At 67.9% G+C, this 17,986-nt stretch carries 15 protein-coding genes; 12 read left to right on the top strand and 3 right to left on the bottom strand.

Annotated features, from left to right (window positions below; all coding sequences use genetic code 11):
• The 6 genes from AC1DZV_RS04450 to AC1DZV_RS04425 all read left to right on the top strand — a co-directional run.
• The coding region (locus AC1DZV_RS04450; RefSeq protein WP_476953064.1) for an LCP family protein at positions 1 to 967 on the top strand (967 nt) is incomplete at its 5' end.
• Between the two features lie 27 nt (positions 968 to 994).
• A complete protein-coding gene (locus tag AC1DZV_RS04445) occupies positions 995 to 3,211 on the top strand; it encodes a S9 family peptidase (protein ID WP_476953063.1) in 2,217 nt (738 codons plus the stop codon).
• 245 nt (positions 3,212 to 3,456) lie between these two features.
• The gene (locus AC1DZV_RS04440) at positions 3,457 to 4,239 is read left to right on the top strand and encodes a peptidoglycan-binding protein (RefSeq protein WP_476953062.1); all 783 of its coding nucleotides are present in this window, start codon (positions 3,457 to 3,459) and stop codon (positions 4,237 to 4,239) included.
• A 7-nt stretch (positions 4,240 to 4,246) separates the two neighbouring features.
• Entirely contained in the window at positions 4,247 to 6,784 is a 2,538-nt protein-coding gene (locus AC1DZV_RS04435) for a hypothetical protein (RefSeq protein WP_476953061.1), read from the top strand.
• A gap of 161 nt (positions 6,785 to 6,945) precedes the next feature.
• The gene (locus AC1DZV_RS04430; RefSeq protein ID WP_476953060.1) at positions 6,946 to 7,200 is read left to right on the top strand and encodes a hypothetical protein; all 255 of its coding nucleotides are present in this window, start codon (positions 6,946 to 6,948) and stop codon (positions 7,198 to 7,200) included.
• A complete protein-coding gene (locus AC1DZV_RS04425; RefSeq protein WP_476953059.1) occupies positions 7,197 to 7,571 on the top strand; it encodes a dihydrofolate reductase family protein in 375 nt (124 codons plus the stop codon). Before AC1DZV_RS04430 ends, AC1DZV_RS04425 begins: the two co-directional genes overlap by 4 nt.
• 87 nt (positions 7,572 to 7,658) lie before the next feature.
• Here AC1DZV_RS04425 and AC1DZV_RS04420 read toward each other — a convergent pair whose 3' ends face one another.
• Together AC1DZV_RS04420 and AC1DZV_RS04415 are read right to left on the bottom strand one after the other, a co-directional pair.
• Positions 7,659 to 8,222: a GNAT family N-acetyltransferase gene (locus tag AC1DZV_RS04420; protein ID WP_476953058.1), complete on the bottom strand. Its 564-nt coding sequence runs from the start codon at positions 8,220 to 8,222 to the stop codon at positions 7,659 to 7,661.
• 60 nt (positions 8,223 to 8,282) lie between these two features.
• Positions 8,283 to 9,452, bottom strand: coding sequence for an acetate kinase (locus AC1DZV_RS04415; RefSeq protein WP_476953057.1), 1,170 nt, complete (start codon positions 9,450 to 9,452; stop codon positions 8,283 to 8,285).
• Between the two features lie 222 nt (positions 9,453 to 9,674).
• Between AC1DZV_RS04415 and AC1DZV_RS04410 the strand changes: the two genes are divergently transcribed.
• The gene (locus AC1DZV_RS04410; protein ID WP_476953056.1) at positions 9,675 to 9,938 is read left to right on the top strand and encodes a hypothetical protein; all 264 of its coding nucleotides are present in this window, start codon (positions 9,675 to 9,677) and stop codon (positions 9,936 to 9,938) included.
• Positions 9,939 to 9,967: 29 nt separating this feature from the next.
• Here AC1DZV_RS04410 and pta read toward each other — a convergent pair whose 3' ends face one another.
• A complete protein-coding gene (gene pta / locus AC1DZV_RS04405; RefSeq protein WP_476953055.1) occupies positions 9,968 to 12,079 on the bottom strand; it encodes a phosphate acetyltransferase in 2,112 nt (703 codons plus the stop codon).
• A gap of 91 nt (positions 12,080 to 12,170) precedes the next feature.
• Here pta and AC1DZV_RS04400 point away from each other — a divergent pair, with 91 nt between their 5' ends.
• From AC1DZV_RS04400 to AC1DZV_RS04380, 5 genes are all read left to right on the top strand, one after another.
• Positions 12,171 to 12,701: a hotdog fold thioesterase gene (locus AC1DZV_RS04400; protein WP_476953054.1), complete on the top strand. Its 531-nt coding sequence runs from the start codon at positions 12,171 to 12,173 to the stop codon at positions 12,699 to 12,701.
• A gap of 16 nt (positions 12,702 to 12,717) precedes the next feature.
• Positions 12,718 to 14,046: a phenylacetate--CoA ligase PaaK gene (paaK, locus tag AC1DZV_RS04395; protein WP_476953053.1), complete on the top strand. Its 1,329-nt coding sequence runs from the start codon at positions 12,718 to 12,720 to the stop codon at positions 14,044 to 14,046.
• A 31-nt stretch (positions 14,047 to 14,077) separates the two neighbouring features.
• Positions 14,078 to 14,683, top strand: a complete 606-nt coding sequence (locus tag AC1DZV_RS04390; protein WP_028276376.1) for a TetR/AcrR family transcriptional regulator — start codon at positions 14,078 to 14,080, stop codon at positions 14,681 to 14,683.
• 69 nt (positions 14,684 to 14,752) lie between these two features.
• Positions 14,753 to 15,622: a DUF427 domain-containing protein gene (locus AC1DZV_RS04385; protein WP_476953052.1), complete on the top strand. Its 870-nt coding sequence runs from the start codon at positions 14,753 to 14,755 to the stop codon at positions 15,620 to 15,622.
• Between the two features lie 268 nt (positions 15,623 to 15,890).
• Positions 15,891 to 17,960, top strand: a complete 2,070-nt coding sequence (locus AC1DZV_RS04380; RefSeq protein ID WP_476953051.1) for a chloride channel protein — start codon at positions 15,891 to 15,893, stop codon at positions 17,958 to 17,960.
• Positions 17,961 to 17,986: the final 26 nt, after the last annotated feature.

Here is a 17,986-nt window from a genome sequence, read left to right as displayed (position 1 = left end):
GTACGTTCTCACCGGGCCGCGGCCCGGGGGCCCGGCCGGAGCCACGGCGCCTGCCGCTGCCCCGGCTGCCGCTCCTGCGACGGCGGCCAGTCCCCCGCCGACGCCGGCGCCCAGCCCCACGCCCACGCCGGAACCACCCGCCGTCGCCCTCAACATCCTGCTGATCGGGAGCGACAGCCGGGTGAATGAGCGGGCGGCGGCGGCCAACGGCACCACCTCCGACCAGCGCGGGGACGCCCTCGTGCTGATCCACCTCCCGGCGGACCGGAAGAGCGTCTACGGCATCTCGATCATGCGCGACCTTTGGGTCGACATCCCCGGCCACGGATCCGCGAAAGTGAACGCCGCGCTGGAACTGGGCGGCCTGCCGCTGATGACGAAAACCGTGGAGGTGCTGCTGGGCGCGCACATCGACCACACGGTGATGCTGGATTTCCAAGGGTTCGCGGCCATGACAGACGCGCTCGGCGGTGTCGACGTCAACATCAAGCAGTCATTCACCGGCACCGCGGATGACAAGGTGCATTTTCGGGCGGGCGTGAACCACCTCAACGGGCTGCAGGCCCTGGCCTTTGTCCGCGAGCGGCATGCCTTCGCCGATGGCGACTACCAGCGGGTCCGGAACCAGCAGACTTTCTTGAAGGCCATGATGGCCAAGATGGCTTCCGAAGGAAGCCTGGCGGACCGCGGCACCGTCCGAAAACTCATCACCACGGTGCTGCCGCACGTGACCCTGGATGCAAGCTTCACCCTGAAGTCGCTGGAAAACCTCGGCTTCAGCCTCCGGCAGACACCGCCGGGCCGTGGCGTGTTCTTCACCCTGCCGACCGCCGGCACAGGGTTCAGTCGGGACGGCCAGTCGATTGTCCTGCAGAACCCTGCCGCGACCGCCGCGGTCTCCGCCGCGCTGGGCTCGGGAACGCTTGCCCGCTACGTGGCGGCCAACAATTTGCAGAACGGCAATTGAGGCGCCGCTCTTCTGTAGATTGGGTCCATGACCCAGACTCCCGCCCAGCCGTCCCCACAGCCCCCAGTCGCCCGAAAAGTTCCCTCGGTGCGCACCCACCACGGCGACGCATTCGAGGACAACTACGAATGGCTGCGGGAGAAGGACTCCGCAGAGGTCGTGGACCTGCTCAAGGCGGAAAACGCCTACCAGGAGGCCTTGACCGCGCACCAGGAGCCGATGCGCGAGGCGATCTTCCAGGAAATCAAGGGCCGCACCCAGGAAACTGACCTTTCCGTTCCGAACCGCAAGGACGGCTGGTGGTATTTCACCCGCTCGGTCGAGGGCAAGGAGTACGGCATCCACTGCCGCGTGCGCGGCCAGGACACCGGGGACCGCGTCGCGGACTGGACTCCCCCGGCCGTGGAGGCCGGGGTCGTCATCCCCGGTGAGGAGATCCTCCTCGATGGCAACCTCGAGGCCGAGGGCAAGCCGTTCTTCGCCGTGGGCGGCGCCGCCACGACCATCGACGGCACCCTCTATGCCTACGCCGTGGACAACGCCGGCGACGAGCGCTTCACGCTGCGCATCAAGGACCTGGGCACCGGCGCGTTGTTGCCGGACGTGATCGAGAACGTCTTCTACGGCATCTCCTTCTCCCCCGACGGCAGCCGGATCTTCTATACCGTGGTGGACGATTCCTGGCGGCCGTACCAGGTCAAGTCCCACGTGCTCGGCACACCCGTCGGCGAGGACACGGTCATCTACCAGGAGGACGACGTCGCCATGTGGCTCGGCTTCGAGCTCTCGGCCGACCGGCGGTACCTGGTGCTCAGCATCGGCTGCTCCGAGTTCAGCGAGACCCGCCTGCTGCGCTTTGATGACCTCGACGCCGGACTGCGCACCGTGATCTCCCGCGACGAGCGCATCCTGTACGAGGCCGAGCCGTTCCTGCTGGCGGATGCCTCGGGCCGGGGCCAGGAGCGGATCCTGCTTACGCACAACAAGGACGCCATCAATTCCATGGTCTCGCTGGTGGACCCGGCCGAGCTCGCGAAGCCGCTCGGCGAGCAGCACTGGGACACCGTCGTCGCCCATTCCGACCAGGTCCGGGTCAACGGCGCCGGCGTCACGTCGAGCCACGCGGTGGTCTCGGTGCGCAAGGACACCATCGAACGGGTCCAGGTCCTGCCCCTGGCCGGACTGGGCACCCCGGAGCAGGGCGCCGCAGTGGAACCTGCATTCGACGAGGAGCTGTACACGGCTGGCGTTGCAGGCTCCGACTACGAGGCGCCCGTGATCCGGATGGGCTACACCTCCTACTTCACTCCGTCACGGGTCTACGACTTCGTGCTGCCCACCCCGGAGCAACCGGGCGGTGAACTGCTGCTGCGCAAGGAGAGCCCGGTGCTGGGCGGCTACTCGCCGTCGGACTACGTCGCCACCCGGGAATGGGCGGTGGCGTCCGACGGGACCCGGATTCCGCTCTCGGTCCTGCGCCACGCCTCCGTCCGGCAGGATTCGACAGCGGCCGGCCTGGTGTACGGCTACGGCTCCTACGAAATGAGCATGGATCCGGGCTTCGGGATCCCCCGGCTGTCCCTGCTGGACCGGGGCATCGTGTTCGTGATCGCGCACATCCGCGGCGGCGGCGAGCTCGGCCGGCACTGGTACGACGACGGCAAGAAGCTGCACAAGAAGAACACGTTCACCGATTTCATCGCGGCCACGGACTGGCTCGCCGGTTCCGGCTGGGTGAACCCGGACCGGATCGCGGCGATGGGCGGCTCCGCCGGCGGCCTGCTGATGGGCGCGGTCGCCAACCTGGCGCCGGAAAAGTATGCGGCGATTGTTGCCGCCGTCCCGTTCGTGGACGCACTGACCACCATCCTGGACCCCGAACTGCCGCTCTCGGCGCTGGAGTGGGAGGAATGGGGCAATCCGATCACCGACCCGGACGTGTACGCATACATGAAGTCGTACACACCCTACGAGAACGTCCGCGCCGTGGCGTACCCGAAGATCGCCGCGGTCACCAGCTTCAACGACACCCGCGTGCTCTACGTGGAGCCGGCCAAATGGGTCCAGCGGCTGCGCGAGGTGAACACCGGCAGCGAACCGGTCGTCCTGAAGATCGAGATGGAAGGCGGCCACGGCGGCGCCTCGGGCCGATACGTGCAGTGGCGCGAACGGGCCTGGGACTACGCGTTCGTCGCCGACTCCCTCGGCGCCACCGAACTGCTGCCGGGAGCCGGACTGAAGTAAGAACCCCACCGATTGCTCCGTAGGCGCCCTTTTGGACCTCCATTAGGGCACTTACGGAGCAATCGGTGCGTTTTCCGGCCGGTCAGCTGGCTTTCCGGCGTTAATCCGGGAGCCCGCTACCGATATTTGGTCATCATGCTTACTATTTACTGGCATGATGGGCACTTCGACGTGGAACCCGTCCGCTGGGGGCGGGGCGTCGTAGGGCTTTGACCGGGCACTGGGTGCCGGAGATGGAGTTTGTTATGAGCGTTGAGCAGGGAATGACCCCGTTGACTGATGATGAGCTGATGGCGCAGGGCGGCACAGCCCTTCCGGACAAGGAAGTCGCCTCCGTCCTGGACCTGAACGCCGACCTGAACCTCGGGATCAGCGCCGCGGCGCCGATCGACCTCGGCATCGCGGCCAACGCCAACGTGGCCGCCCCGATTGACGCGGCTGCCTCGGCAAACGTGCTCTCTTTCGGGTCTGAGTCCCAGGCCCTCGCCGACCAGGGCACCATTATCAACCAGGGCGTCACGGGCGATGCCACGGCAGACTCCACCCAGGACAGTGTCATCGACCAGGGCACCGGTGCGGATGCTGGAACCACGGCGGATCCCGCCGCAGCGCCCGTTGCCACGGATCCGGTCACGCCTGCTGCCACGGCCGATCTCGGCGGCGCTGTACCGGCCGGCACGGTACCCGCCGATGCCACCGGCGTATTGCCGGATGGCACGGCCCCGGACCTGGGCGGTGCGCTGCCGACGGACGCGGGAGCCGCCGCCGGCGCCGCGGGTGCCCTCAGCGGCAACCTGCTCAACGTCGATGTGAACCTGGACGCCAACGCCGGCATCGCGGCACCGATCAATGGTGCGGTGGCCGCCAACGCCAACGTGGCCGCGCCGATCGACGCCGCCGTCGGCGCCAACATCGGCTCCATCGACAGCAACGCGTTCGCCGTCGCCCAGCAGGATGCCATCATCAACCAGGACATCCATGGCGACGCTACGGCGTCGGCTGACCAGCAGTCCGACCTGAAGCAGTAGCACCTAGATGAGCACTGTGCACGGAGGGCCGTCCGGTCAGGACGGCCCTCCGGCCCTGCCTGCCACCGGCGGCGCCACAACCGCCGCCACATTGCCCGACGCCAGCGCACGCGGCGACGCTGCCGGCCCGCCGTCGTCCGCCGCGGTCGGCCTGCAGCCGGTTCCCGTGCGGGCCGCCGGAGTCCAGCTGATCGGCGAGGCGAAGGGATCCGGTTACAAGGAAGCCCCGTCCCTCGCGCGCCGTTCCGACGGCCAGACCATCCAGCTCACCCGACTGCTGTACCTGGTGCTCGAGGCGATCGACGGCGAGCGGGGCCTGGAAGAAATCGCCGGGCACGCCAGTGACAGTTTCGGACGGCTCGTCAGTGCCGAGAACGTCCGCACCCTGATCACTTCCCAGCTGCTCCCCCTCGGCCTCCTGCAACTGGCGGACGGCTCCGAGCCCGCGGTAAAGAAATCGAACCCGCTGCTGGGTATGCGCTTCCGGTACTCGGTGACCGATCCGGACCGCACCCGGAAGATCACCGCGCCGTTCGCCACGCTGTTCAACCCCTTGATCGTGGTGGCCGTGACTGCGGCCTTCCTGGCCACGTGCTGGTGGGTGCTGATGGTCAAGGGTCTGGCATCGGCAACGCATGAGGCCTTTGCCAACCCCGGCCTGGTGCTTCTGATCCTGCTGGTCACGGTGCTCTCGGCCGGTTTTCATGAGTTCGGCCACGCCGCCGCCGCCCGCCGCGGCGGGGCCACCCCCGGCGCCATGGGGACCGGCCTGTATCTGATGTGGCCGGCCTTCTATACCGACGTCACGGATTCCTACCGGCTGGGGCGCGGCGGCCGGCTGCGCACGGACCTGGGCGGACTGTACTTCAACGCCATCGTGGCCGTCGCGATCATGGGCATCTGGTGGGCCACCGGCTTCGATGCGCTGCTGCTGGTGGTGGTCACCCAGATCCTGCAGATGGTCCGGCAGCTGATGCCACTGGTCCGCTTCGACGGCTACCATATCCTGGCCGACGCTACCGGTGTCCCGGACCTGTTCCAGCGCATCAAGCCCACGCTGCTGGCCCTGGTGCCGTGGCGAAAGACCGATCCCGAAGCCGGGCTCCTGAAGCCCTGGGCGCGGGCCGTGGTCACCATCTGGGTGCTGGTCACGGTCCCCCTGCTGCTCTTCAGCATGGCCACCATGGTGCTCACCCTGCCGCGCGTCCTGGGCACTGCCTGGGACAACGGCCTGAAGCAGCAGGCGATGCTTTCCCACAGCGTCGCCACCGGGGACCTCGCCGACGCCGCCGTCCGGGTGATCGCGATAGCCTGCCTGGCGCTGCCGGTGCTGGGCATCTTCTACATCCTGTTGCGCCTGGTCCGCCAGCTGGCCACCGGCCTGTGGCGCAAGACCCGCGGCAAGGCCCTCCAGCGTGCCACCGCCGTCGTTGCGATCGCGGCGGTGGCGGCGGGCCTCGCCTGGGCCTGGTGGCCGGGAGCTGACACCTACCGCCCGGTCCAGCCCTACGAGCGCGGCACCCTGGCCGACGCCACCACCGCCGTCTTCCCGGCCTCCGCCGCGTCCCGGATGGCCGAGGGCCAGTCGGGAACGACCGTTGCCCTGTGGCCGGAGGGCGCCCGGCGGCCCACACGCGAGGACCCGCAGCTGAGCATGGTCCTGGTGCCCCGGCAGTCCGGCACGGCCGGCCCCGCGGGGGCGCCGGCTGCCCCTTCCTGGGTCTTCCCCTTCGACAAGCCGGCCGCTCCGGAGGACGACGGCAACCAGTCGCTCGCGGTCAACACCACTGACGGTTCCGTGGTCTACGACGTCGCCTTCGCCCTGGTCTGGGCCGAGGACGGTGACACCGTGGACACACGGAATGAGGCCTACGCGTTTGCCAGCTGCGCGGACTGCGCCGCCGTGGCGGTGGGCTTCCAGGTGGTCCTGATTGTGGGACAGACCGATGTGATCGTTCCGGAAAATCTCTCGGCGTCGGCGAACTATAACTGCGTCCGGTGCCTGACGTACGCCCTGGCCAGCCAACTTGTCCTGACCCTGGATGGGCCCCTGAGCAGCGACGGCACGGCCAAGCTCAACGCGCTGTGGCAGGAGATCGCCGCCTACGGCAAGGACCTGCGGAACCAGCCACTCTCGGAGATCCAGGGCCGGCTCAGCGCGTACAAGGAACAGATCATGGCGGTCATCAAGGCCGATCCGAACGCCACCCCAGCCGGGTCCGCTGGCACAGCGCCGACGCCGGGCGCAACCTCCGGCGCCACTCCAGGCGCAACCTCCGGCGCCTCGCCTGGTACGACGTCGGGAGCCACTGCCGAAACCACACCCGGCAGCACGCGGGCCCCGGCCCCGGCCCCGGGACCCACGGGAGCCACGGCGCCGAGTGACGGTACGACGTCGTCCGGTCCCGCCCCGGGATCCGGTGCCACGGAGCCGGCAGGGCAGCAACTGACGCAGCCCGCGGCACCGGCGCCTGCCGGTTCCACGGCGCCCGCAGCGGGGGCGGTCACGCCCGTGCCCGCAGGAACCGCCCCGCCGGCTCCGTAGGCGCGCACCCGTGGAACACGTTCGGCCGGAAGGATCTCTCCTTCCGGCCGAACGTGTCAGACCGTCTGGGTCCCCAGGACCAGGTCAGCGGGCCTTCCCTTCATCCGTGAGGAGGGTGTACACCATTTCCGTGGCCCATTCGCCGACGGAGAGGCAACACGATGAGACTAACGCTGACAGAGTTCCTCACATTGGACGGCGTGGCGCAGGGTCCTGGATCGCCCGATGAGGATACCAGCGACGGCTTCTCACGAGGAGGTTGGTTCGTCCCCTACCTTGACGAAGAATTCATCCAGCAGGCGGCGGACTGGCTGGGTGAGGCGGATGCGTTGCTGTTCGGCCGCCGGACCTACGTCACCTTGCGAGGGACTGGCCGAGAATCACGGACCCTGATGATCCGTTCTCGGAAAAGATGAACGGTTTGCCGAAGTACGTTGCCTCGCAGAGCCTGGCGCAGGCCGGTTGGGCGCCGACGACCATCCTGTCCGGGGACGTCCCCGCACAGGTCGCTGAGTTGAAGAGGCAGCCCGGCCGGGAGTTGCAGATCCACGGGAGTGCCCGGCTGGCCCAGTCGCTGCTGGGCAAGGGGCTGATCGACGAACTGAGGCTGGTGATCGCCCCTGTGGTGGTGGGTAACGGCAGGCAACTGTTTCCGGCCGGAGGCGCCCCGGCGGGCCTGCGTCTGGTCCGCAATGAGGCGACGCCGGGCGGACTCGCGATTCTTGTCTATGAGTCGGCAGGGCTTCCGACGTACGGGACCTATGAACCTGGTTCGTCCGGCACCTGAGGCCCGTGGTTGAGCTTGAGGCCGATGGTTGAGTCGGCAGCTGCGCTGCACCAGGCGGAGTTGCGCGAGTTCAAGTGCCGGGCCCGGTCAGCGGGCCTTCCACTCGTCCGCGAGGATGGCGTACACCACCTCCGTGGCCCATTCGCCCTTGTAGTGCCATTTGTCCACCTGCCGTGATTCCAGGCGCATGCCGAGCCGTTCACAAAGCGCCGCCGAGGCCGTGTTCAGGGCATCGAGCTTGGCGTCGATGCGGTGGAAGCCCAGGTCCTCAAAGCCGAGCTTCAGCAGCGCCCGGGCGGCCTCGCTCGCGATGCCCCGTCCCCGCGCCTCCGGAGCCAGGCTCCAGCCGATCTCGGCCTGCCCGCACCCCTCCAGCCACTTCAGCACCACCTCGCCGAGGAGGCCGGGCGAATCCTGGGCCTCAATGGCGAGGGCCACCCAGTCGCCCTCCTTCTCGAACTCGAAGTTGGCGTACCGTCCCACCGTTTCCATCGACTGGGTGTAGTTCTTGGCCTCACGGGGCAGGAACCGGGCGGTTTCCGGGAGCGAGTGGTAGGCATGGAAGGCATCGAGGTCGGCGGCTGCAAAACGCCGCAGCACCAGCCGCTCGGTGCGGATGGGCAGCAGAGGCAGTGGCTTGGGTTCATTCATGTCCCCAACGCTACCCATCCGTTGCTCCGGAAGCGCCGTTTTGCGCGGCCAAAAGGGCGGTTACGGAGCAACGGATGCCTGCGCGACGACGGCGGCTGTTGCCTCCGCGATCGCCCGTTCCTCGTCGGTGGGGACCACAAGGACCGGCAGGGCCGACGTCGGGGTGGAAATGACGCGGGGTTCCCTGGACCGCTCCCGGTTCAGCCCGGCGTCGAGTTCGACGCCGAGGGCACCGAGCCGCTGCGCCACCAGGTTCCGGAACTGGTACGAGTTCTCGCCGATTCCGGCCGTGAACACAAGGGCCTTCGCGCCGCCCACGGCCACGTGGTAGCCGCCGATGTACTTCGCGAGCCGGTAGGAGGCGACCGCCAGGGCCATGGCCGCCTTGGCATCGCCGGCTTCCGCGGCCTCCACCACGGAGCGCATGTCGTTGTTGCCGGCCAGGCCTTTGAGCCCGGACTGCCGGTTCAGCATCGAATCAAGGTCCTCGGGTGACCAACCGTTCCTGCCGAGGAAGACCAGGATGGACGGGTCGAGGTCGCCGGAGCGGGTGCCCATGACGAGGCCCTCGAGGGGCGTGAATCCCATGGACGTGTCGATTGACTGACCGCCCCGGATCGCGGTGACCGAGGCGCCGTTCCCCAGGTGGGCGATCACGGCGTCGAACTCCTCGACCGGAACGTCCAGCAGCGCCGCGGCCCGGTGCGCGACGTATTCGTGCGAGGTGCCGTGGAAGCCGTAGCGGCGGATCCCGTGGTTCGTGTAGAGCTCGTCCGGCACCGCATAGCGCCAGGCGTGCTCGGGCAGGGTGCGGTGGAAGGCGGTGTCGAACACGGCCACCTGCGGCAGTTCGGGCCACTTCTTCGAGATCGCGCGGATGCCAAGGACGTTGGCGGGGTTGTGCAGCGGGGCGAGCGGGTTCAGCCGCTCAATGGCCCGGGTGATCTCGTTGTTGACCAGCACCGGCTCGGCGAAGCGCTCCCCGCCGTGCACTACGCGGTGGCCGACGGCATCCAGTACGCGGTCCCCCAGGGCGTCGTGGATGGCCGCGTCCACCTGCTCCAGCGCCTCGGCGTGGTCGCGCGGGCCCTCGATCTGGCCGTCGCCCTCACCGCCGGCACCCATGCCGATCTTCTCGACCAGGCCTTCGGTGAGCACGCTGCCGGCCTCGACGTCGCGCACCTGGTACTTGAGCGAGGACGAGCCGGAGTTGATGACGAGCACGAGCATGGGGCCTCCTAAGCCTTGGCTTCGACGCTACCCGAGGGTGCGCCGGGACTGGCATCACGCCGGAGCCTGGCCGAGCGCTCCGTGGGATCCACTATAAATTGCCGGACCAAATTGCCGGAACGCCAGTGGCGCCCATCCGTTGCGAAAGCCAGTCCGTTGCGAAAGCCGGGCCGGGCGCCTAGAGTCGGCGGACCAACTGGACAACTCACGAAGGGGATTTCCATGACTGACGACGCGACCCAGCCGGAAGGCACCGAACCAGCGGGCACCGAACCCGCCAGCGGTTCAGGTAAACCTGATCCCACCGGCGTCGTCGGCGCGAACCCGGCCCTGGACGACACAGGAAACCCCAAGGCCGCCGAGGTCGGCGAAGCGCCCGAGGCCCCCGAGAATCTGGAGAACCTGGATCTCACGCCGGCGGGCCTGGCCGATGAGCCCGCCAAGGAGGAAGACCCCGAAAGTCCGGCGAAGCCGGAAAACAGCTGAGCCGGAACAGCTGCGCAGAAGACAGCTGACTATGCGCGGGCGGCCGCAGGTTCCGGCTCGGTAACGGGCTCCACGGACTGGGCCTGCACGGCGGTGATGGCCACCGTGTTCACGATGTCCTCCACCGTGCAGCCGCGCGAGAGGTCGTTAACGGGCTTCCGGAGCCCCTGCAGGACCGGCCCGACGGCGACCGCACCGGAGGACTGCTGCACTGCCTTGTAGGTGTTGTTGCCGGTGTTCAGGTCCGGGAAGATGAACACTGTGGCCTGCCCTGCCACGGACGAGCCCGGCATCTTGGACGCGGCGATGGCGGCGTCGACGGCGGCGTCGTACTGGATGGGGCCTTCAACGGCGAGATCCGGGCGGCGGTCCTTCACGACTTCGGTGGCCTGCCGGACTTTGTCCACTGCTTCCCCGGTCCCGGATCCGCCGGTGGAGTAGGACAGCATGGCCACCCGCGGCTCCACGCCGAACTGGGCTGCGGTCTCGGCTGAGGCCAGCGCGATATCCGCCAGCTGCTCCGCGTTCGGGTCAGGGTTGACCGCGCAGTCGCCGTATACCAGCACCCGGTCCGGCATCAGCATCAGGAACACCGAGGAGACGATCTTGACGCCGTCCCGGGTCTTGACGAACTCCAGCGCGGGACGGATGGTGTGGGCCGTGGTGTGCGCGGCGCCGGACACCATGCCGTCCACCACGCCGAGCTGCACCATCATGGTGCCGAAGTAGCTGCCGTCGAGCATGACTTCCAGCGCCCGGGCCAGGTCCACGCCCTTGTGCGCCCGCAGCTCCGCGTACTTCTGGGCAAACTGCTGGCGCAGCTCTGACGTCGCGGGGTCCACGATGCTCATGCCGGAGAGGTCGATGCCCTGGGTGGACGCCAGCTCCCGGACCGCCGACTCATTGCCCAGGATCGTGAGGTCGCAGACGTCCCGCCGGTACAGAATTTCGGCGGCCCGCAGGATCCGCACGTCGTTCCCCTCGGGCAGGACGATGTGCCGGCGCTGCAGCCGGGCCCGCTCAATGAGGTCGTGCAGGAACCGCAGCGGCGTCATCCGCTCCAGCCGCGGCAGGTGCAGCCGCTCCACCAGCTCGGCCTCGTCCACGCGCTTAGCCCACAGCCCCACGGCCGAGGCCACCTTGCGGCGGTGCCCCGACCAGATCTCGCTGCGGACCTCGGACACCCGTTTGGCGGTGGTGTAGGTATCGTCCGGGGCCGCGAACACGGGGAATGGCGCCTGCGCCAGCAGCGAGTAGATGTTGGGGTCCGGGGCCAGGCCGCCGGTGAGGATGAGCGCCGACGGCACCGGAAACTCCGGCGAGAACGACGACGCGAGGCACGCGACCATCACGTCCGCACGGTCACCCGGGACGATCACGAGGGCGCCGTCGTCGAGCACGTGCAGGAAGTTGGCCACGTTCATCGCCGCCACCTTGATGGAATGGACGTCGCGTTCCATGTCCTGCCGGCCGGCCACCTGGCGGATCCCAAGGGCCGAGGCCACCTCCCCGGTGGTGGGCCGTGCGATGTCGTCCAGCTCGGGGAAGACGTAGACGGGGCGGCCGGACGCGCCGGGCTTCACGGCGGCGACGATCCCGTCCACGTCCTCCGGGTCGGCGCGGTTCACCATGATGGCCAGGAGGCTGCAGCGTTCCGCCGCCAGTTCCTTGCGGGCAACCTCGACGGCGTCGGCAGCCTCCGCGACGGTCCGCCCCTTCGCGCCCACCACGGCGACGATCGAGGCGGCCAGGTTGTTCGCGAGGCGAGCGTTGAGGTCGAATTCGACGGCGGCATCCTGGCCGGTGAGGTCCGTCCCCTCCACAATCACCACGTCGCAGTGGCGGGACATTTCGGCGAAGATCTCCACGCAGCGGGCGTCGATCTCGGCCCTGTTTCCCTCGGCCAGCAGCCCGCGGACCTCGGCAAACGTCAGGCCGCCGCGGCAGCGCTGGTCATCAAGATCGAACCGGGCCTTCATTAGCGCCACCATCGGGTCCGCCGCGGCGTCGTTGCCGTGAACCACAGGCTTGAAGAAGCCGATCCGGTCCGCGTGCCGGTGGAGGGTGTCCGCCAGCCCCAGCGCTATGAGGGACTTGCCGGAGCCCGGGGTGGTCGCGCTGACGTAAATTCCTTTGGCCATGTGTCCCAGCATACTTACACCCCTTGACAGCGGGCACCCACATGGGATTACCTAATGAACATTCGGTAAATAAAGCTGGAGGCAACGACGCATGGCTGAACTGACGGTTTCCGGGGCCACCCACCCCATCCTGAAAGACGACTACGCCTCGGAATGGATGGGCATCGAAGTCCTGGCGCTGGACGACGGGCATGCCACGATCCGCATGACGCTCCGGCAGGAAATGCTCAACGGCTTCGGCATGGCCCACGGCGGAATGATCTTCGCCTTCGGCGACACCGCCTTCGCCCTCGCCTGCAACCCGGCCAACCCGCTCCCGGGCGAGGACTCCAACATCACGGTTGCTGCCGGCGTCGACATCAACTTCCTGAAGCCCGCCTTCCGCGGACAGGTGCTGACCGCCGTCGCGAACCGCCGCGCCAGCACCGGACGCAGCGGGCTGTACGACATCCAGATCTACGCCGCCGACTCTGGCGCGGGCATCCCGGCGGCGGCACCGGCCGGCGCGGCCCCCGCAGCAACCCTTCCGGGCCAGCTCCCCACCGATACCGCTACCGACGCCCCTACGTGGGAACTCATCGCCGAGTTCCGCGGCCGCAGCCGCACCATCTCCAAGAAATAGAAACAGGGAACCACTGATGACCCAAGAAACTGCCGCCGCCACAACCGACGCTGTCCTCGACCGCGAGGAGACCATCTCCCGCGACGAGCTCGAGGCCCTCCAGCTCAGCCGCCTGCAGCACACGGTGGCCTACGCCTATGACCGCGTCCCCCTGTACAAGCGCAAGTTCGATGAGGCCGGCGTCCACCCGGCGGACCTGCGTGAACTCTCCGACCTCGGCAAGTTCCCCTTTACCACCAAGGAGGACCTCCGCCTCGAGTACCCCTTCGGCATGTTCGCCGTGCCGCAGCACGAGGTCGCCCGAATCCACGCCAGCTCCGGCACCACGGGCCGCGCCACCGTGGTGGGCTACACGAAGAAGGACCTCGCCGACTGGGCCAAGCTTGTGGCCCGCTCGCTGCGCGCCTCCGGCGTCCGGCCCGGCATGAAGGTGCACAACGCTTACGGCTATGGCCTGTTCACCGGCGGCATGGGCGCCCACGCCGGCGCCGAGGCCCTCGGCTGCACCGTCATCCCGATCTCCGGCGGCCAGACCGAGCGCCAGATCACGCTCATCCAGGACTTCAAGCCCGACGCCATCCTGGCCACCCCCACCTACCTGCTGACCATTGCCGACGCCATGATCAAGCAGGGCATCGACCCGGCCTCCACGTCGCTGAAGTACGCGGTCCTGGGCGCCGAGCCGTGGACCGAAGAAATGCGGCACGAGCTTGAGACCACCATGAACCTCAAGGCCTGCGACATCTACGGCCTCTCCGAGGTCATGGGCCCGGGCGTCGCCGGTGAATGCGTGGAAACGCAGGACGGCAGCCACATCTGGGAGGACCACTTCCGGCCCGAGATCATCGACGCCTTCGACCCCACCGTGGTGCTGGGCGACGGCGAACCGGGCGAGCTGGTGTTCACCTCGCTCACGAAGGAAGCCCTGCCGATCATCCGGTACCGCACCAAGGACCTCACCCGGCTGCTGCCGGGCACCGCACGCCCGGCACACCGCCGCATGGGCCGCATCACCGGCCGCAGCGACGACATGATCATCCTTCGGGGCGTGAATCTGTTCCCGTCGCAGATCGAGGAGATCGCCCTGCGCATCCCGGAGCTCAGCCCGCACTTCCAACTGGAGCTCACCCGGCCCGAGGGCCACCGGATGGACCAGATGACCGTCAAGATTGAGCGCCGCGACGCCGTCACGGTCGAGGGCGGCATGGCCGCGGCCAAAGTCCTGCAGCAGCAGATCAAGATCCACGTCGGCTCCTCCTGCACGGTCGACGTCGTCGAGCCCGGCTCGCTGGAGCGGTCCAACGGCAAGCTGCGCCGGATCTACGACATGCGCCCCAAGGGCTGAGTGAGCACCAGATCGTGAGAAACTAGCCACTATGCCCAGCACAGCAACCACCACCAAGCGCGGCCGCCCCGGCTATGACCAGCAGTCGGTGCTGGTCATCGCCGTCGACGTCTTCAACCGCCACGGCTACGATGCCACCTCGATGGGTATCCTTGCTGAGAACCTGGGCATCTCCAAGTCCGCGATCTACCACCACGTCCCGTCCAAGGGCGACCTGCTGAAGCTCGCCCTTGACCACGCCCTGGGCGGGCTCGAGGCGATCCTGGACCAGCCCGGGGCAACCTCCGGTTCGGCCGATGCGCGGCTGGAGTTCGTGGTCCGCCAGACCATCTCGGTGCTGGTGGAGCGGCTGCCCTTCGTGACGCTGCTGCTGCGCCTGCGCGGGAACACGGAGATCGAGCGGGATGCGTTGGAACGGCGCCGCACCTTCGACCACAAGGTCGCCGCACTGATTTCCGAGGCACGGGATGAGGGCTCGCTCCGCCAGGACATTGACCCCCGCACCGTCACCCGGCTGCTGTTCGGCACCATCAACTCGATCGTCGAGTGGTACAAGCCGGGCGGCTCGCTGTCCCCGGAGAAGCTGGCCGACGACGTCATCACCATGGCGTTCCACGGCCTACACGTCCCCCGCTGACCGCCTGCCGGCCGACGGGTGGCCGGGTAAGTCGTTGACGGCAGGATAACGGACGCCCACCCTGTAGTCATGGCCACGAAGATATCTGACGTCCTCTTCAGCACGTTCCCCGATTTGCGTTACCAGCCCACCGCGAAGAGGGTCCGTGCCATGGTGGGCGGGCGTGCCGTCGTCGACACTCTGAGTGCGCTCTTGGTGTGGGAGCCCAAACGCATCACCCCCATCTACGCAGTTTCCGAAGGCGCCCTCCGGGCCGAACTGGCGCCGCCGGGGCAGCAGGCGGGCGATGTCCCGGAACACGGCTTCAGAGTGAGCCGGGAGGGGCCGCGGGCACTGGATCCGCGCACGGGGTTCGGCAGGCACACGGCGGCCGGTGAGGAGCTCGACGTCGTCACTCCCCATGCGAGGCTGCCCCGCGCTGCCTTCCGGCCGGCGGACCCCGACCTCGCCGGCTACGTGGTGCTGGATTTCAACGCCTTCGACTGGCTCGAGGACGACGAGGAGATCATCGGCCACCCACGTGATCCGTTCCACCGTGTGGACATCCGGGCGTCCTCGCTCACCGTTGAGGTAGGGCTCGACGGCGTCACTCTCGCCACGACGAACGGCGCGCAGCTGGTCTACGAAACCATGCTGCCGGTGCGCTACTACATTCCGCCGTCGGATGTGCGGCTGGATCTGATGGAAGAGAGCCCCAAACGGACCATCTGCCCGTACAAGGGCCAGGCGAGCTACTGGAGCTACTCTGCTTCCGGGCAGGGCAGGAACGTCGCGTGGAGCTATGACCGGCGGCTCCTCGACGCCGCCCAGATCCACGGACTTGTCAGTTTCTTCAATGAGAGAGTGGACATCACGGTGGACGGCGTCCGGCAGGAGCGCCCGGTCACGCCGTGGTCACGCCCGGACGGAGCGGGGGCACCCGGGGCACCTGGGGTGTGAACCGCAGCGCTTTGGTTCTCTTTCACCCGCATTGGGTGACGACCGCCCCCCACTGGAAGGGTTAGCTTGGAGAACATCTGAAGGACCACCTCTATCGCTTGTGAGACCTCGCTAAAGGCTCCCGCCGTCTGGCGGAAGGAGGAGGGATGATGTTCTGCTCGTTGATCATCGGTGACCCGCGGTGTTGCCGGACGGGCACGCCGCCCCGAGCTGCAAAAAGGACATTCGGTGTCACCCGAATCGTCACAGTCGCGCCGGGTTGCCGGGAATGAGCGAGCCTGCCGCATCGCCGCCCAGTTTCGATCCGGCCGTCGTCATTCGTTCCAGGGCGTACATCTCTGCGCTCGTGCTGGCTGCGGTCTTGGGCGTTCCCATCTCGGTCGTTGCGTACGGCTTTCTCGCTTTGGTCGCGGTGGTCCAGCAGTACGTCTTCGTCGGCCTGCCGGAACAAGTCCTCGGGGGTCCCGTTCCTGCCTGGTGGCCGGTTCCGTGGTTGGTGCTGTGTGGGCTGTTGACGGCGTCGACCATCCGGTATCTGCCGGGAACCGCGGGCCACTCACCCGCTTTCGGCTTCAAGACGGGCGGCGGTCCGCCCAGCGGCCGGGAGCTCGTGGGCGTTGTTCTCGCGGCACTGACCACGCTCAGCCTCGGTGCGGTGCTCGGGCCGGAGGGTCCGCTGATCGCGATCGGTGGCGGCCTCGGGGCGTTGGCCGTGCACCTGGCGAAGAAGGACGCTCCGCCGATGGCCCTGACGATCATGGCGTCGGCCGGCAGCTTCGCAGCGATCAGTACCCTGCTCGGATCCCCCGTGCTCGGTGCATTCCTGATCATGGAGGCCGCCGGGATCGGGGGAATGACGCTGAGCCTGATGGCCCTGCCCGGACTGCTCGCTTCCGGCGTCGGGGCGCTGGTGTTCGTCGGCCTGGACGGCTGGACCGGGCTGGGCAGCTTCTCGCTGGCGCTGCCCGTCGTGCCGCCTGCGGTGCCGCCGACCCTGGCGACGCTGGGCTGGGCGGTGATTATGGGCGCCGTCGGCGCGCTGTTGGGATGGTTGATCCGCTGGGTCGGGCTCTCGCTTCGTCCGGTCGTGCACCTGAACCGGATATTGGTGACCTCTGGGCTCGGCCTGCTGATCGGTCTTGCCGCGATGGCCTACCAGCTGATCTCTGGGAACAGCTTCACGCAGGTCTTGTTCTCGGGGCAGGACGCCCTTCCGGATCTGGTCGAACACGCCACGGACTACTCGCTTTCGGCGCTCCTCCTGCTGATCTCTTGTAAGGCCTTTGCCTACGGGCTCTCGCTGAGCGCATTTCGTGGTGGGCCCGTGTTCCCTTCGATGTTCATCGGTGCGGCGCTCGGTATTGTCGCGAGCGGGTTGCCCGGAATGAATCTCGCGGCAGGACTCGGCATGGGCATGGGAGCCATGTGCGCAGCCATGCTGCGGCTGCCGTTGACGTCGACCCTGCTGGCCACGCTGCTGCTGGGAGTGGACGGTGTGGCGGTAACACCTCAGGTGGTGGTGGCTGTGGCGGTGGCCTTCGTGATCTCCAACGTGCTCCCGGTCCCGGGCCCGAAAGGGCCCGTGGCGCCTGACGCTGGCGGGAAGGTCCACCATCGGGCTGCTTCGAAGTCCGGCCATGCAAGTGAGATGTCGAGCGCGGGAGGTTCGACCGGACGGGACCGGTGGATCGCGTGGTTGTTCATCATTGGCTCGAGTCTGTTCGCCTTGGGGGCGGTTCCGTCATACGCCGAGGCCGTGGGATTGCGCTTGTGCGCGATCACCTTCTTCGTCGGTTCGCTGTTCTTCACCAGTGCGTCGTTCCTGCAGTACCGCGAAGCCGTTGACGCCCTCCCGTTCCTGGGGGCCAAGCGCCGCCACTCGTTTTGGGTGTGGGCGCCACGGAATCTCGGCTGGCTCGCCTGCGCGGTTCAACTTGCCGGCACGCTGTGGTTCAACTGGAGTACGGGAAACGCATTGCGGGTCAATCTCAGTGTGGCGCTGACCGAGCAGCGGGTGTGGCGACCCGATGCGCTGGGTTCAGTCGCCTTCCTCGTTGCCAGCGGTGTGGCGTTGCGGGATGCCGGTCGCGCCATTGCGGGCAGGCCCAGGCCCCGGGTGTGGAAGATCGGCGTGATCAACCTGGCCGGCTCTGTTGCGTTCGGCGTCTCGGCTCTGGCGGCCTTTGTCATACCGTCGAGCGGCGATGTCTGGAACGCCGACCTGGCCACTCTCGGCACCCTCGTAGGAGCCCTGTGCTTCCTCACCGGCGCGATTCTGATGCTGAGTCCAGAATCCGCCGCCGTCTCGGTTCCCGCGGACCGGGGAGCTCATCCGTAACCCCCTTTCAACAGTCTCTTGAGGAG

Source organism: Arthrobacter sp. P1_D12 (assembly GCF_056406175.1).
The sequence above is the reverse complement of the archived record's forward strand: the minus strand, read 5'-3'. Positions and strand labels throughout refer to the sequence as shown.

Bases quoted from the DNA above. Each gene is read 5' to 3' on its own strand.
- AC1DZV_RS04445 (WP_476953063.1), top strand. From the start codon at position 995: ATGACCCAGACTCCCGCCCAGCCGTCCCCACAGCCCCCAGTCGCCCGA.
- AC1DZV_RS04440 (WP_476953062.1), top strand. From the start codon at position 3,457: ATGAGCGTTGAGCAGGGAATGACCCCGTTGACTGATGATGAGCTGATG.
- AC1DZV_RS04435 (WP_476953061.1), top strand. From the start codon at position 4,247: ATGAGCACTGTGCACGGAGGGCCGTCCGGTCAGGACGGCCCTCCGGCC.
- AC1DZV_RS04430 (WP_476953060.1), top strand. From the start codon at position 6,946: ATGAGACTAACGCTGACAGAGTTCCTCACATTGGACGGCGTGGCGCAG.
- AC1DZV_RS04425 (WP_476953059.1), top strand. From the start codon at position 7,197: ATGAACGGTTTGCCGAAGTACGTTGCCTCGCAGAGCCTGGCGCAGGCC.
- AC1DZV_RS04420 (WP_476953058.1), bottom strand. From the start codon at position 8,222: ATGAATGAACCCAAGCCACTGCCTCTGCTGCCCATCCGCACCGAGCGG.
- AC1DZV_RS04415 (WP_476953057.1), bottom strand. From the start codon at position 9,452: ATGCTCGTGCTCGTCATCAACTCCGGCTCGTCCTCGCTCAAGTACCAG.
- AC1DZV_RS04410 (WP_476953056.1), top strand. From the start codon at position 9,675: ATGACTGACGACGCGACCCAGCCGGAAGGCACCGAACCAGCGGGCACC.
- pta (WP_476953055.1), bottom strand. From the start codon at position 12,079: ATGGCCAAAGGAATTTACGTCAGCGCGACCACCCCGGGCTCCGGCAAG.
- AC1DZV_RS04400 (WP_476953054.1), top strand. From the start codon at position 12,171: ATGGCTGAACTGACGGTTTCCGGGGCCACCCACCCCATCCTGAAAGAC.
- paaK (WP_476953053.1), top strand. From the start codon at position 12,718: ATGACCCAAGAAACTGCCGCCGCCACAACCGACGCTGTCCTCGACCGC.
- AC1DZV_RS04390 (WP_028276376.1), top strand. From the start codon at position 14,078: ATGCCCAGCACAGCAACCACCACCAAGCGCGGCCGCCCCGGCTATGAC.
- AC1DZV_RS04385 (WP_476953052.1), top strand. From the start codon at position 14,753: ATGGCCACGAAGATATCTGACGTCCTCTTCAGCACGTTCCCCGATTTG.
- AC1DZV_RS04380 (WP_476953051.1), top strand. From the start codon at position 15,891: ATGAGCGAGCCTGCCGCATCGCCGCCCAGTTTCGATCCGGCCGTCGTC.